We start from the raw sequence: 13,633 nt of genomic DNA, 5'->3' as shown, positions 1-13,633 counted from the left end.
GGGGCGGACGGCTCCGCCGGGCGCGTGGAGGGGTGCGGTGCGTTCTCGGCCGCGACGCGTCGTGACGGCTCGCGCCGTCGTACCGGCTCGCGCCTCTTCAGGAACGCTGCGCCGACGCCGACGAGGGGCGCGGGGAACCGCGCGAGCGACCACGACGTACCCGCAGCCGCCAACCGGCGGAAACCCCACGCCCCTCGGGCGGACCGTCAGCTCCGGAGCACTGCTCCCACCCGCTCGCCCGCGAGGGCGACCGCCGCGTCCCGCGCCGCCGACGCCTCGTCGACCGTCAGCGTCCGGTCCCCCGCACGGAAACGCAGCGCGTACGCCAGGGACCTGCGCCCCTCGCCGAGCTGCTCCGCGTTGTCGTAGACGTCGAACAGCCGGATGGACTCGAGGAGTTCACCCGCGCCGTCGCGCAGCGCGGCCTCGACGTCCGCGGCCGGGACGAACGCGTCGACGACCAGCGCGACGTCCTGCGTGGCGACCGGGAAGGTGGAGATGCCCGGCGCCTGCGGGGTGTCGTCGCCGGCCCGCTCGACGGCGTCGAGGTCCAGCTCCGTGGCACAGGTCCGGGCGGGCAGCCCGAGCGCCTTGACGACCCGCGGGTGCAGCTCACCCGCGTGTCCGACGACGCGCTCCGTACCGTCGACCACGACGATCAGCTCGGCGCAGCGCCCGGGGTGCCAGGGCCCGTACTGGCCCTTGCGCAGGATCAGCTCGGCCCCCGCTTCCCGGGCCACGAGGCGCGCCGCCTCGACCGCGTCGGCCCAGTCGGCCGGACGGCCCCTGCCCCACCAGCCGGCCTGCTCGCGGGCGCCGGCCAGGACCACGGCGACGTGCCGGGGCTGGTCGGGCAGTGCGGCGTCCAGCGCGGCGAGGTCGTCCTCGCCGGGGCGCCGGTCGACGGGCAGGACGGCGGCGGGGCGCTGCTCGTCGCGGGGGTGGAAGACCAGGCCGGTCTCGAAGAGCGCCAGGTCGTGCGCGCCCCGGCCGTCGTTGCGGCGCAGGGCGCCGAGCAGCCCCGGCAGCAGCGAGGTCCGCAGCGCGGGCTCCTCGTCGCTGAGCGGGTTGACCAGCTTGACGACGCGGCGGGCCGGGTCGTCGGCGTCGAGACCGAGCTGGTCGAAGACCTGCTCGCCGAGGAACGGGTAGTTCAGCGCCTCGACGTAGCCGGCACCGGCCAGCGCCCGCCCGACGCGGCGGTGCAGCCGCTGCCGGGAGGTCAGGCCGCGGCCCGCCGGGGGCCTGGGCAGCGTGGAGGGCAGGTTCTCGTAGCCCTCCAGGCGGATGACCTCTTCGGCCAGGTCGTTCGGGTCGGTGAGGTCGGGCCGCCAGGACGGCACAGTGACGATCAGCTCGTCCTGGCCGTAGACGTCGCAGCCGACCTCCTGGAGGCGCCGTACGACGGTCTCGCGGCCGTAGGCGACGCCCGCGACCTTGTCCGGGTGGTCGGCCGCCACGGTGATCGTGTGCGGCACGGGCGGCGCGCTGATCTCGGTGACGCCCGACTCGGCGGTGCCGCCCGCGAGCAGTACGAGCAGGTCGACGGTGCGCTGCGCGGCCGCGGCGGCGGCCTGCGGGTCGACGCCGCGTTCGAAGCGGCGGGAGGCCTCGGAGGAGAGCTTGTGCCGGCGGGCGGTGCGCGCGATGGACACCTGGTCGAAGTGGGCGGCCTCGATGACCACGTCGCTGGTGGCCTTCTCGGTGTCGCCGTGGTCGGCGATCTCCGTGTTGGCGCCGCCCATGACGCCCGCGAGGCCGATGGGTCCGCGGTCGTCGGTGACGACCAGGTCCTCGGCGTGCAGCTTCCGCTCGACGCCGTCGAGGGTGACGATCCGCTCGCCCTCCTCGGCCCGGCGCACGCCGATGGTGCCCTGCACGAGGCCGCGGTCGTAGGCGTGCAGGGGCTGGCCCAGCTCCGTCATCACGTAGTTGGTGACGTCGACGGCCAGCGAGATCGGGCGCATGCCGACCTTCTGCAACCGGCGCTGGAGCCAGATCGGGGAGCGCGCCTCGGCGCTGAGGCCGGTCACCGTGCGGGCGGTGAAGCGGTCGCAGCCGGCGGGGTCGGAGATCTTCACCGGGTAGCCGTAGGCGTTGGGTCCCGGCACGTCGAGCAGGGCCGGGTCGCGCAGCGGCAGGCCGTAGGCGACGGCGGTCTCGCGGGCGACGCCGCGGAGGGACAGGCAGTCGCCGCGGTTGGCGGTGACGGCGATGTCCAGCACCTCGTCGACCAGTTCGAGCAGCTCGATCGCGTCCTTGCCGACCTCGGTCTCCGGCGGCAGCACGATGATGCCGTGGCTGCCGTCGTCGCCCATGCCCAGCTCGTCGCCGGAGCAGATCATGCCGTGCGAGACCTTGCCGTAGGTCTTGCGGGCGCTGATCGAGAAGCCGCCGGGCAGGGTGGCGCCGGGGAGGACCACGACGACCTTGTCGCCGACGGCGAAGTTCCGGGCGCCGCAGACGATCTCCTGCGGCTCGCCGGTGCCGTTGGCCTGCCCGACGTCGACGGTGCAGAAGCGGATCGGCTTCTTGAAGCCCTCCAGCTCCTCGATGGTCAGCACCCGGCCGACGACGAGGGGGCCCTTGAGGTCGGCGCCCAGGTGCTCGACGGTCTCGACCTCGAGGCCGGCCGAGATCAGCTTGGCCTGCACGTCGCGGCCGGTCTCGGTGGCCGGCAGGTCGACGTACTCCCGCAGCCAGGAAAGCGGGACCCGCATCAGATCTCCATCCCGAACGGCCGGGTGAACCGGACGTCGCCCTCGACCATGTCTCGCATGTCCTCGACGTTGTGGCGGAACATCAGCATCCGCTCGATGCCGAACCCGAAGGCGAAGCCGCTGTACTTCTCCGGGTCGATGCCGCAGGCGGTGAGCACCCGCGGGTTGACCATGCCGCAGCCGCCCAGTTCGATCCAGCCCTCGCTGGAGCAGGTGCGGCAGGGCCGGTCGGGGTTGCCGACGGACGCGCCCTTGCAGACGTAGCAGAGCATGTCCATCTCGGCGGACGGCTCGGTGAAGGGGAAGAAGTTCGGCCGCAGCCGGGTCTTCATCTCCGCGCCGAACAGCGACTGGACCATGTGGTCCAGGGTGCCCTTGAGGTCCGCCATGGTCAGGCCCTCGTCGACGGCGAGCAGCTCGACCTGGTGGAAGACGGGGGTGTGCGTGGCGTCCAGCTCGTCGGTGCGGTACACGCGGCCGGGGCAGATCACGTAGACCGGCAGCTCGCGCGAGAGCGCGGAGCGGATCTGGACGGGCGAGGTGTGGGTGCGCAGCACGACGCCGGACTCGGTGCCGCCCCGGGGGCCCTCGACGAAGAAGGTGTCGGCCTCGCCGCGGGCCGGGTGGTCCGGGCCGATGTTGAGGGCGTCGAAGTTGAACCACTCGGCCTCGGCCTCGGGGCCCTCGGCGACCTCGTAGCCCATGGCGACGAAGATGTCCTCGATGCGCTCGGAGAGCGTGGTCAGCGGGTGGCGGGCGCCGGCCGGCACGCGGTCGTGGGGCAGCGTGACGTCCACAGCCTCCTCGACCAGGACGCGCGCGTCGCGCTCGGCCTCCAGCTCGGCCTGGCGGGCGGCGAACGCCTTGCTCACGGCGCCGCGGGCCATGCCGACCCGCTTGCCGGCCTCGGCCTTGGCCTGCGGGGGCAGGGCGCCGATCTCGCGGTTGGCCAGCGCCAGCGGCGAGGCGCCGCCGGTGTGGGCGACCTTGGCCTCCTGGAGCGCGTCGAGCGAGTCCGCGGCGGCGAAGGCGGCGAGCGCCTCGTCCCGCATGCGCTCGATCTCTTCCGGTTTCAACGCCTCGACCTCGACAGGGTCGTACGACTTATTCGGTGCCGACATCTCTTCCCGTGCTTCCGATTGTCCCCCAGCTGACGCTGGGAGGTGCCCCCATGCTGATGGTCCCCGTCACCGGCTCGTGGTCACCGGCTCGTGGACGGAGCGTCTCGCCGTGGGCGGTTCCGTCCGCGGGACACAAAGGTGCCGAAGGCCGAGTCTAACGGGGTTGCGAAAGGTGAATGCGCCCGCGGTGCTCAGGCCAGGTAGGCCGGGGCCGCCACGGGCAACGTAAATCGGAACTCGGCGCCCCCGCCGGGGGCGCGGCCGACCGTGATGGTGCCGCCGTGGGCTTCGACGATGCCCTTGACGATATAGAGCCCGAGGCCGGTGCCACCGCGCTTGCTGCCCCGCCAGAAGCGGGTGAAGACGCGGTTCATGGATTCCTCCGGGATGCCCGCCCCCTCGTCGCTCACGGTGACCGACGTGCCGGCGTCCTCCCCTTCCCGGGGTGACGCCGTGGGCGTGATGTCGATGGTGACAGTTCCCTCGCCGTGCCGCACGGCATTTTCCAGCAGGTTGCTGAGCACCTGGTCGATCTTGTCCGGGTCGGCCCACAGGTCGGGCAGCGGCTGCGCGAGCCGGAGCAGGAAGCGGTCGGCCTCCTGGCCGGCGGCGACGTACGCCTGGATGTGCCGTCCGACGGCCACGCCGAGGTCGACGGGCTGGCGGCGCACCTCAAGGCGGCCGGAGTCGATCCGCGAGATGTCGAGGAGTTCGGCGATGAGCCGGGTGACGCGGTCGGCGTCGGCGTCGACGGTCTCCAGCATCAGCCGCTTCTGGTCGTCGGTGAACCGCTCCCACTTGGCCAGCAGCGTCGCCGTGAAGCCCTTGACGGAGGTGAGGGGGGAGCGCAGCTCGTGGGCGACGGTGGCGATCAGCTCGGCGTGGCTGCGCTCGGTGCGGCGGCGGGCCTCGGTGTCGCGCAGGGTGACGACGACACGGTGGACGGGGCCGAGGGGCTCGGTGCGGACGTAGCGGGCGGCGGCGAGGACCTCGCGGCCGCCGGGGAGGAGGAGGTTGCGCTCGGGCTGGCCGACCCGGATGGCGAGGCCGCCGTAGGGGTCGGTCAGCTGCCACCAGCGGCGGCCCTCCAGGTCCTCTAACGGGAGGACCTTCTCCAGCCGCCGGCCGAGGGCCGAGGCGGCCGGGGTGGCGGTGATGCGGGCGGCGGCCGCGTTGAAGCAGACGACGCGGCCGTGCTCGTCGGCGATCACGAGGCCGTCGGGCAGCTGGTCCGGGTCGAGGCCGAGGCCGGCGGAATCCCCCGGCGTGCGGGGGGCGGGCGGACGCGACGCACCCCGTGCTCCCGGCGCGCTGCTCGTGCCGACGCCCATCCCCGTATCCCACCTCTCAGCCGCGCGGGGGCCTTGAGCTGGTCACCCTACTAGGCGTTGGTGACGGAGCGGCACCCTCCGGCGGCGCGCTGTGCACGCGCCGACGCATAGAGACATACGGCCGCGGCGGTGGCCAGGTTCAGACTCTCGGCCTTTCCGTGGATGGGAACCCGCAGAACGGCGTCGGTGAGGGTGCGGGTCTCCTCCGGCAGCCCCCAGGCCTCGTTGCCGAAGACCCAGGCCGTGGGCCCGCCCATCGCCCCGGCGTCCAGCTCGGCGTCGAGATCGTGCTCGCCCGCCCCGTCGGCGGCCAGCACCCGCACGCCGGTCTCCCGCAGCCCGGCGACGGCCCGCTCGACGGGGACGCCCACGGCGACCGGCAGGTGGAAGAGGGAGCCGACGGAGGCGCGCACGGCCTTGGGGTTGTACAGGTCGACGGAGGCGTCGGTGAGTACCACCGCCTCGGCGCCGGCGGCGTCGGCGCAGCGCAGTACGGTGCCGGCGTTGCCGGGGTCGCGGACGTGCGCGAGGACGGCGACGAGCTTGGGACGAGCGGCGAGGACCTCGTCGAACGGGGTGTCCAGGAACCGGCAGACGCCGACCAGCCCCTGCGGGGTGACGGTGGTGGAGATGTCCCCGATCACCTGCTCGGCGGCGAGGTGCACGCGGGCCCCGGCGTCCCGGGCGGCACCGATGATGTCGGCGTACCGTTCGGCGGCGTCCACGGTGGCGAACAGCTCGACGAGCGTCTCCCCGTGCCCCGCCGCCTCCCGCACGGCCTGCGGCCCCTCAGCCAGGAACAGCCGCTCCTTCCCCCGGAAGTTCCGCTTCCCGAGCCGCCGCGCGGCAGCAACACGGGGAGACCGGGGGGAGATCAGCTCGGGGCTGACAGGACGCACTCTTGCTCACCTTCACATCTGAATCGTCGTGGACTGCGACGCGCCCCGAAGGGGCGCGGGACTCCGACATGTGCGGCTCCGCCGCGTGGGCGCGACCAGCCGCAACGAACCCGCAGCCGAGAACGGACCGGACCGGGCGGCAACCGAAGGGACCCGCAGGCTCCAAGCCTGCGGGTCCCTTCGACAACCGGCTGAAGCCGGCGCAGCGTCACGCCGCCTTCGGCGCGTTCACGTCGCTCGGCAGAGCCTTCTGCGCGACCTCGACGAGCGCGGCGAACGCGTTCGGCTCGTTGACGGCCAGCTCGGCGAGGATCTTGCGGTCGACCTCGACGTTGGCGGCCTTCAGGCCCTGGATGAAGCGGTTGTACGTGATGCCGTTGGCGCGGGCAGCGGCGTTGATGCGCTGGATCCACAGCTGGCGGAAGTCACCCTTGCGCTTCTTGCGGTCGTTGTAGTTGTAGACCAGCGAGTGGGTGACCTGCTCCTTGGCCTTGCGGTACAGGCGCGAACGCTGACCGCGGTAGCCGGAGGCCTGCTCGAGGATCGCCCGGCGCTTCTTGTGGGCGTTGACTGCCCGCTTGACGCGTGCCACTTGTTAACTCCTTGTAGCGGGGCCGCGGTGGTCCTCACGCGGCCCGGTGTCGATTGGGTCCCGGTCCTGAGGTACGGCGCTCGGTGGCGCCGTACCTCACTTGCCGAGAAGCTTCTTGATCTTCTTGGCGTCGCCCGGGGCCATCTCGGCGTTGCCGGTGAGGCGACGCGTCAGGCGCGACGACTTGTGCTCGAGCAGGTGGCGCTTGCCGGCGCGCTCACGGAGCACCTTGCCGGAGCCGGTGACCTTGAAGCGCTTGCTGGCACCGCTGTGCGACTTGTTCTTCGGCATGGCGCCGTTCTCTCCTCGTCGGTGGCGTTCCGGTGCCCGGTCGTGAAACCGGGCACGGTGGAACGTCGCTTGTGTATCGGTTATGTCCTGGGACTGACGTCCCCCGGGATCACGCCTCGGCCGGGGCCGGGGTCTGGGCCTCTACCTCGGTGTCGACGTCGGCGTCGGCGTCGGCCTCCGCGGCGTTCTGCGACTTGCCGGGGTTCGCCTTCGCGTCCGCCTTGCGGGCTTCCTGCGCCTGGCGAGCCTCGGCCATCGCCTCGGTCTTCTTCTTGTGCGGACCGAGGACCATGATCATGTTTCGGCCGTCCTGCTTCGGGTTCGACTCCACGAACCCGAGGTCGGCCACGTCCTCCGCGAGACGCTGCAGCAGTCGGTAGCCCAGCTCGGGGCGGGACTGCTCGCGGCCGCGGAACATGATCGTGATCTTGACCTTGTCGCCCTGCTTGAGGAACCGGACGACGTGACCCTTCTTGGTGTCATAGTCGTGCGGGTCGATCTTCGGCCGGAGCTTCATCTCCTTGATGACCGTGTGCGCCTGGTTCTTGCGCGCCTCACGGGCCTTCATGGCCGACTCGTACTTGAACTTCCCGTAGTCCATGAGCTTGCACACGGGCGGACGGGCGTTCGCCGCGACCTCGACGAGATCGAGGTCGTACTCCTGCGCAAGCTCCAGGGCCTTGGCAAGCGGGACAATCCCGACCTGCTCGCCACTGGGACCGACAAGTCGCACCTCGGGAACGCGAATCCGGTCGTTGATGCGGGGCTCGGCGCTGATGGATCCTCCTCGGTAGCACCACGCGACGGTCTGGCGGACAGCCGCGTAACGTCTGTGTTCGATAGACCTAACCGCGCCGACACACGAAAAATGCCCCGGCCGATCACAGGCGGGGCTCCTCGAACTGCTACCGGAGCACCGTCGCGATGATCGCGGGGCGCGCTTTCGGGCCGGTCACCGCCGCTGAGGAGGGACCGCCTGACCGGTGACCCGCCGCCCTGAGGACGGCCAGGTGGGAGTTCGAAGCCTCCACTTGTGGGCCGGACCCGCTGCCGTGAGCGTGCGTGTCCGACCGGTCGTTACACAAGGTTAGCAGCTCCACCACCGGTGCGCGAACCCGGTGTCACCCGCCCCTCCTGCTGTCAAGAGGGGAGGTGCGGGGCCCTATCGTGTGCGGCATGAGTGAGACCCCTCCTGAGACGCCCGACTTCGACGCCATGACCCGCGACATCGCGGAGGTCCCCGCGGTCGAGGTGATCGTGACGGTCGCCGTCAACCTGATGAGCGCCGCCGCCGTGAAGCTGGGCCTGACCGAGGAGGGCGAGGCGCACAAGGACCTGGACGAGGCCCGCAAGCTGGTGCACGCGCTGGCCGGTCTGCTGGACGCGACCGCGACCGAGATCAGCTCGTTCCACGCGGCCCCGCTGCGGGACGGCCTGAAGTCCCTCCAGCTGGCCTTCCGCGAGGCCTCGCTCGTGGCGGACGAGCCGGGTCAGGGTCCGGGCGAGAAGTACACGGGGCCGGTCTACGGCTGACCCTGTCCCCGTACGTAGACGGGCTCGCCCGGCGGCGTCGCCCCGGCCGGCAGCAGTGCCAGGTCGAGGCCGCGCACCAGGCGGGCCCGCAGCGTTTCGTCGGCCGCCAGCCGCTCGGCGACGGCGCGGGCGGCCTTGGCCGGGTCGTCGTGCCCGGGGGCCAGGACCAGCGCCAGGGTGCCGTCGGCCCGGCCCCGCCCGAGGTGGGCCCGGAGCACGGCGGGCTCGGCGGCCAGGACGCCGCGTACGGCGTCGGCGACGGCCGGGTCGGTGAGCGGGTCCGTCGACGCGCGGCCCTCGGCCAGGGCCAGCAGCACCGGCCCGCTCAGCTCGAACGGCACCGGCCCGGCGAGGTCCAGTACGACCGTGTCCGCCTTCTCGTGCGCGGCGGCCTGCAGCGCCTGGTGCACGGGGACGGCGACGGGGCGGGCCGCGGGGTCCCAGCGGGCGAGCGAGGCGGTGGAGGTGAAGGCGGGCAGCGCGGTGCGGCCGCCGGCCTTGAGGGTGGGTACGGCCATGTCGCTGGTCTTCTCGCGGCGCAGCCCCTTCTCGTCCTCCTCGGCCTCGCCGAGGACGGCCACGACGGGGACGAGCAGCCGGGCCTCCCTGAGCGCCGCCAGTACCGGGGCGAGTGCGGTGCGGTCCTCGGCCCAGGCGGCGAGCGCCGCGCCCAGTGCGGGGTCGGCGGAACCGTCGTCGTCGGAGAACGCGGAGTCGGGGATGTTCTTGTTCGCCACGGTTCCCGACCCTATCGGGGTCCGGCCGGCCTGCGGACGGCGCCTCTCCCCGCCGTTCACGGCCCTGAGGCCCGCCGCCCCGCCGCCCTCTCGCGGCTCGTCTCACCGCGCTCTCAGACAGATCTGACCCGGATTTAACGTCCGGCCAACGCCCCGCACAGGTACCGCCCGGACCATCGCCGTCATGGAGTCCTCCGGAGGCCGGCGGGACCGGCGTGCCCGGCGGCGGCGCGTCCCGGTCCGGTCCGCGCTGACCGCACTCGCCGTCGTGGCCGCCACCGGCGCCGGCGCCGTGTACTGGCAGGGGCACGCGGGCCCGGGTGCGGGCGGCGCCGTATCGTCGTCGGCCTCGGCACCGTCGGGCGGGGAGGCATCGGTGGAGACGGTCGAACCGGTCGTGGACCGTGACGCCCTGCTGGCCTCGGCCATGGCGTCGGTGGACGTGCCGGAGGGCGCCGAGGTGTCGGCCGCGGTGCTCGACCCCGGCTCCGGCGTGCGCGCGTCCTACGGGACGGGGGCCTTCGACACGGCGAGCATCGTCAAGGTCGACATCCTGGCGGCGCTGCTGCTCCGGGCGCAGGACGCGGACCGCGCGCTGACCGCGGCGGAGAAGGCGTACGCCGTCGAGATGATCGAGGACAGCGACAACGACTCGGCGTCGGCGCTGTGGCGGGAGATCGGGCGGGCGGAGGGGCTCGACGCCGCGAACGAGCGGTTCGGGCTCACGGACACGCGGGGCGGCACAGGCCCGCTGTGGGGGCTGACGCAGACCACGGCGGCGGACCAGGTGGTGCTGCTGCGCCAGGTGTTCGTGGCGGACGGGTCCGAGCTGAGCGGGGCCTCACGGGCGTATGCGACGGGGCTGATGGGGCGGATCGCCGAGGATCAGCGGTGGGGGGTGTCCGCGGCGGCGGACGACGGCGCCGAGGGCTCCGGCTGGGCGCTGAAGAACGGCTGGCTGCGGCGCAGCACCACCGGTCTGTGGGTGGTCAACAGCGTCGGGCGGGTCACCTCGGGCGGCCGGGAGTACCTGGTGGCGGTGGTGTCGCGGGGCAGTACCACCCAGGCGGAGGGGGTCTCGCTGACCGAGGCGGCGGCGCGTGCGGCGGTCTCCGCGGTCGGCGCGGACGCCGGCGAGGGCGGGAGCGGGAGCGGGGGCAGCGGCTCGGGCGCGGGTCAGAAGGCGTCGTAGCGGCCGGCGTCGTAGCGGCCCGCTCCGTCGGGCGCGCCGTCGTGGCGTTCGCGGCGGCCCCGCCACAGGACGACGGCCGCGACCACCAGGACGCCGCCCGCGCCACCGGCCAGCGGAGCGGCCCAGGCCGACGTCTCGTCGCCGGCCGCGTCGCCGTCCGGTCCCCGGCCGAAGTACTCGTCGCCGTACGCCGCCGGCTTCAGGCCCTCCGGCTTCAGCCGTCCGGCCGCCTCGATGGCGGCGGCGGGGTCGACGAAGCCGAAGCCGCGGGAGTCGTCGCGGCCCTCGGCCGGGGCGTTGCGGGCGGTGTCCTCCAGGAGGGACTTCACCTGGGCCGGGGTGAGGTCCGGGTGGGCCGCCTTCACCAGGGCGGCGGCCCCGGAGACGAAGGCCGAGGCGGCGCTGGTGCCCCAGCCCTCGTAGTAGCGGTGGTCCGGGTCGGCGATGATCACGTCGACGCCGGGGGCGCTGACCGTGGCGTACCAGCGGCGGGTGGAGAAGGAGGCGCGGGTGCCGTAGCGGTCGACGGCGGTCGCGGCGATCACGCCCGGGTAGGCGGCCGGGTAGGAGATGTGGTCGCCCTTCTCGCCGCCGTTGCCGGCGGAGGCGACGACGATCACGCCCTTCTGCAGGGCGTACTGGATGGCCTCGTCCTCGGCGGGCTCGGGGTGGGCGGAGGCGGAGTCGTCGCCGAGGGAGAGGTTGATGATGTCGGCGCCGTTGTCGGCGGCCCAGCGGATGCCTTCGGCGAGGGCGTTGCCGCGGGTCTTGCGGGCCTTGGCGCGGGAGGGGTCGCCGTCCTCCAGGATCACGCGCAGGGGCATGATCCGCGCTTCCGGTGCGATGCCCATGACGCCGTCGGTGTTGCCGGCGCCGTGGCCGTGACCGGCGATGATCCCGGCCATCGCGGTGCCGTGCCGGGCCCAGGCGCGGTCGCCCTCGCTCGCGCCGAAGCCGACCAGGTCCTTGCCGGCGAGGACGTTGCCGGTGAGGTCGGGGTGGCCGGCCTCGACGCCGGTGTCCAGGACGGCGACGGTGACGCCGGCGCCCTTGGTGGTCCGCCAGGCGTCCTGGGTGTGCATGGCGTCCAGGGCCCACTGCTGGGCGCGGATGCCGTCGGCGTGCGCGGCGGGCACGGGGACGAGGACGAGGGTGGCGGCCAGCAGGAGGCTCAGAGTGCCGCCCGTCCGGCGGGCGCGGTGGGTGTTCACGAGGGCTGCTCCGTGGCCTGGCCGACGTTCTTGCGCAGGGCGCGTTCGACGCGGTCGGCGAGTCCCTGCGCCTCGTGGCCGAGGCCGGCCTGGGCGGGGGCCGACGCGGCGCCGGACTCCGTGGCCTCCTCGGCGGGTTCCGGCTCGTCGACGGTGCGGTCGTCGGCCCAGCCGGAGACGGCGTAGACGACGACGGGGGCGTCGGTGAGCACGGAGACGGTCCAGGAGGCCCGCTGCCGCGCGCCGAACCCGGCGGCGACGGTGTCCTCGGCCGCGTACGGCAGCGGCATGAGGTCGGTGCGGCGGCCCAGCCCCTCCTTCTCGAACCGGTTCGCCAGGGCGGTCATCGCGGCGGCGTCGGCCTTGGTGAAGAGCAGGCCCACGGTGGTGACGTGGCTCCGGGTGGCGTCGGTGTAGGTGGCGCGCAGCAGGCGCGAGCAGCCGACCGGGTCGAGCACCTTGGCGAGCAGCCCGTCGAAGGCCCCCTTGCAGCCGCCGTCCGGGGCGACGGCAACCCGCGTCCAGGTGCGGTCGGCTCCGCCGGGTCCGGCGCCCCGGCCCTGCACGGTGGGCGGGAAGAGCTGGTCGACGGGCACGCTGTGCCACAGCTCCCCGGCCTCGGCGAACGCACCGCGCGCGCCGTCGTCGCCGGAGTCCCCGGCGAGCCAGCTGCCGGTGACGGCTCCGGTGAGGAGTCCGGCGCCCAGTACGAGGCAGACCGCGGCGGCGAGGGCCTGGGGCCGCAGCCGTCCGCCGAGCGGGCGGGGCCGGCCGGACCCGTCGTATCCCTCGGGCTCGCCGAACGAGACACGGGGCCGCCCCTCGCCGTACGCCGTCGGCGCGCTGCCCCACGAGAGCGCGGGGTCGGGCCCGGTGCCCGCCCGCCGCCCGGGGGTGTCCGTCCGCGGGGCCTCCTCCCGGGACCGGCCCTCGTCCTCGGGCCCGGCCGGGACGGGCCGCAGCCGCCGGGTCGTCTCGGTGGCGGCCTGCGCGGGGGCGCCCGGGCGGTGCGGGGGCGTCCGGGGCGGGCCGGCCGGATGCGGGGTCCGGTCCGACGGACCGGGGCCCTGCGGCGCGGCGGCATCCCGTGCGCGCCCGGGTGTGCCGGGTGCGGAGGGGGTGACCGGCGCCGGAGCGGCGGGGTCCCCGGCGGTGCGGGGCGCGGGCGGCGGCGCGGCCGGGGCCGTGGCGCGGTCGGCGGGGGCTTCGCGGGCGTCCGTGGCCTCGCGGCCGACGGTCGGTGGGCCGTCCGGGAAGCGGGCGGAGGCCCGCGGCGGCGGGGCGTCGGTGGCGGGGGGACGACCGAGCCGGAAGCGCGGGTACGGGGGCCGGGCGCCGCCTTCGGTGTTCGGCGGGGCGCCGGCCGCCTTCCCGGGTCCCCGGTCCGACGGCTCGCCGTCCGTCGTCGGTCCTCCGCCGCGGGTGCCGTCGCCGGGGCGGGCGGCGTCCGCTTCGCCGCGGAGGTGCCGGTCGGCGGCGGGAGCCCACCAGTCCGACGCATCCGGGCCGGCCTCCGCGGAGCCGGCCGTGCCGGTCCCGTACGCGGTCGGTGCCTGTGCCGGGCGGGGCGGAACGCCGGGCCGGGGCGGGGCCGTCGGACGCGGCGGGGAGTCCGGGCGGCCGGGGTCCGCACCGGCCCCGGGACGCTGCGGCGCGGCGGTACCCGCGGGCGCGTCGGGGCGGTACGGCGCAGGAGCCGGGGCCGGCGGGAAGGCACCGGTACGGAGCGGCGCGGCGGTCCCCGTCCGCACATCGGCCCGCTGCACTCGCCCGGTACGGGCGGCGGGCCCGAGGTCGGCACGGGGGCCGGACCCGGGCTCGATCCGGGCCGCGGGGTCCGGCTCGACGCGGGTGGCGGGGTCGGGAGGAAGCGGCACCCCGGTCCCGGTGGGAGCGCCGGGGCGGCCGGGCCCGCCGGCGTCGGGCGGGGAGCCGGGCACCGTCGGCGGGGCCGCGGGAGGCGGAGGCACGGCGGGAGGCGGCGGGGCCGCGGGGCGGGGCGGGGT

At 74.6% G+C, this 13,633-nt stretch carries 12 protein-coding genes; 2 read left to right on the top strand and 10 right to left on the bottom strand.

The features are described 5' to 3' along the window. Positions 1-206 precede the first annotated feature (206 nt). The 7 genes from pheT to infC form a co-directional block, all read right to left on the bottom strand. Positions 207-2,720, bottom strand: coding sequence for a phenylalanine--tRNA ligase subunit beta (gene pheT, locus IG94_RS0114515; RefSeq protein WP_031035563.1), 2,514 nt, complete (start codon positions 2,718-2,720; stop codon positions 207-209). Then, positions 2,720-3,841: a phenylalanine--tRNA ligase subunit alpha gene (gene pheS, locus IG94_RS0114510; protein ID WP_078535832.1), complete on the bottom strand. Its 1,122-nt coding sequence runs from the start codon at positions 3,839-3,841 to the stop codon at positions 2,720-2,722. The genes pheT and pheS overlap by 1 nt, the downstream gene beginning before the upstream one ends. A gap of 191 nt (positions 3,842-4,032) precedes the next feature. After that, positions 4,033-5,172 carry a sensor histidine kinase gene (locus IG94_RS0114505; RefSeq protein WP_031035560.1) on the bottom strand — a complete coding sequence of 380 codons (1,140 nt, stop codon included), beginning with the start codon at positions 5,170-5,172 and terminating at the stop codon, positions 4,033-4,035. 50 nt (positions 5,173-5,222) lie between these two features. Next, positions 5,223-6,071: a TrmH family RNA methyltransferase gene (locus IG94_RS0114500; RefSeq protein ID WP_031035558.1), complete on the bottom strand. Its 849-nt coding sequence runs from the start codon at positions 6,069-6,071 to the stop codon at positions 5,223-5,225. 208 nt (positions 6,072-6,279) lie between these two features. Further along, entirely contained in the window at positions 6,280-6,663 is a 384-nt protein-coding gene (gene rplT / locus IG94_RS0114495) for a 50S ribosomal protein L20 (protein ID WP_031035556.1), read from the bottom strand. 96 nt (positions 6,664-6,759) lie between these two features. After that, the gene (gene rpmI, locus IG94_RS0114490) at positions 6,760-6,954 is read right to left on the bottom strand and encodes a 50S ribosomal protein L35 (RefSeq protein WP_007829094.1); all 195 of its coding nucleotides are present in this window, start codon (positions 6,952-6,954) and stop codon (positions 6,760-6,762) included. A 109-nt stretch (positions 6,955-7,063) separates the two neighbouring features. Further along, positions 7,064-7,732 carry a translation initiation factor IF-3 gene (gene infC, locus IG94_RS0114485; RefSeq protein ID WP_107060554.1) on the bottom strand — a complete coding sequence of 223 codons (669 nt, stop codon included), beginning with the start codon at positions 7,730-7,732 and terminating at the stop codon, positions 7,064-7,066. A 398-nt stretch (positions 7,733-8,130) separates the two neighbouring features. Here infC and IG94_RS0114480 point away from each other — a divergent pair, with 398 nt between their 5' ends. Next, complete coding sequence (locus IG94_RS0114480; protein ID WP_031035549.1) at positions 8,131-8,487, top strand: DUF1844 domain-containing protein; 357 nt, start codon at positions 8,131-8,133, stop codon at positions 8,485-8,487. Here IG94_RS0114480 and IG94_RS0114475 read toward each other — a convergent pair. Then, positions 8,478-9,224 (bottom strand): SseB family protein, encoded by a 747-nt coding sequence (locus IG94_RS0114475; RefSeq protein WP_031035547.1) that lies wholly within the window; start codon positions 9,222-9,224, stop codon positions 8,478-8,480. The genes IG94_RS0114480 and IG94_RS0114475 overlap by 10 nt on opposite strands. 184 nt (positions 9,225-9,408) lie before the next feature. Between IG94_RS0114475 and IG94_RS0114470 the strand changes: the two genes are divergently transcribed. Beyond that, positions 9,409-10,416 carry a serine hydrolase gene (locus tag IG94_RS0114470; RefSeq protein ID WP_031035544.1) on the top strand — a complete coding sequence of 336 codons (1,008 nt, stop codon included), beginning with the start codon at positions 9,409-9,411 and terminating at the stop codon, positions 10,414-10,416. Here IG94_RS0114470 and mycP read toward each other — a convergent pair. Both mycP and IG94_RS44195 read right to left on the bottom strand, forming a co-directional pair. Then, positions 10,401-11,627, bottom strand: coding sequence for a type VII secretion-associated serine protease mycosin (gene mycP / locus IG94_RS0114465; RefSeq protein ID WP_052410690.1), 1,227 nt, complete (start codon positions 11,625-11,627; stop codon positions 10,401-10,403). The two genes, IG94_RS0114470 and mycP, sit on opposite strands and share 16 nt — an antisense overlap. Continuing rightward, the coding region (locus tag IG94_RS44195) for a hypothetical protein (protein ID WP_346009423.1) at positions 11,624-13,633 on the bottom strand (2,010 nt) is incomplete at its 5' end. The genes mycP and IG94_RS44195, both read right to left, overlap by 4 nt.

Source organism: Streptomyces olivaceus, from assembly GCF_000721235.1.
In the GTDB taxonomy this organism is placed as follows: domain Bacteria; phylum Actinomycetota; class Actinomycetes; order Streptomycetales; family Streptomycetaceae; genus Streptomyces; species Streptomyces olivaceus.
The sequence above is the reverse complement of the archived record's forward strand: the minus strand, read 5'-3'. Positions and strand labels throughout refer to the sequence as shown.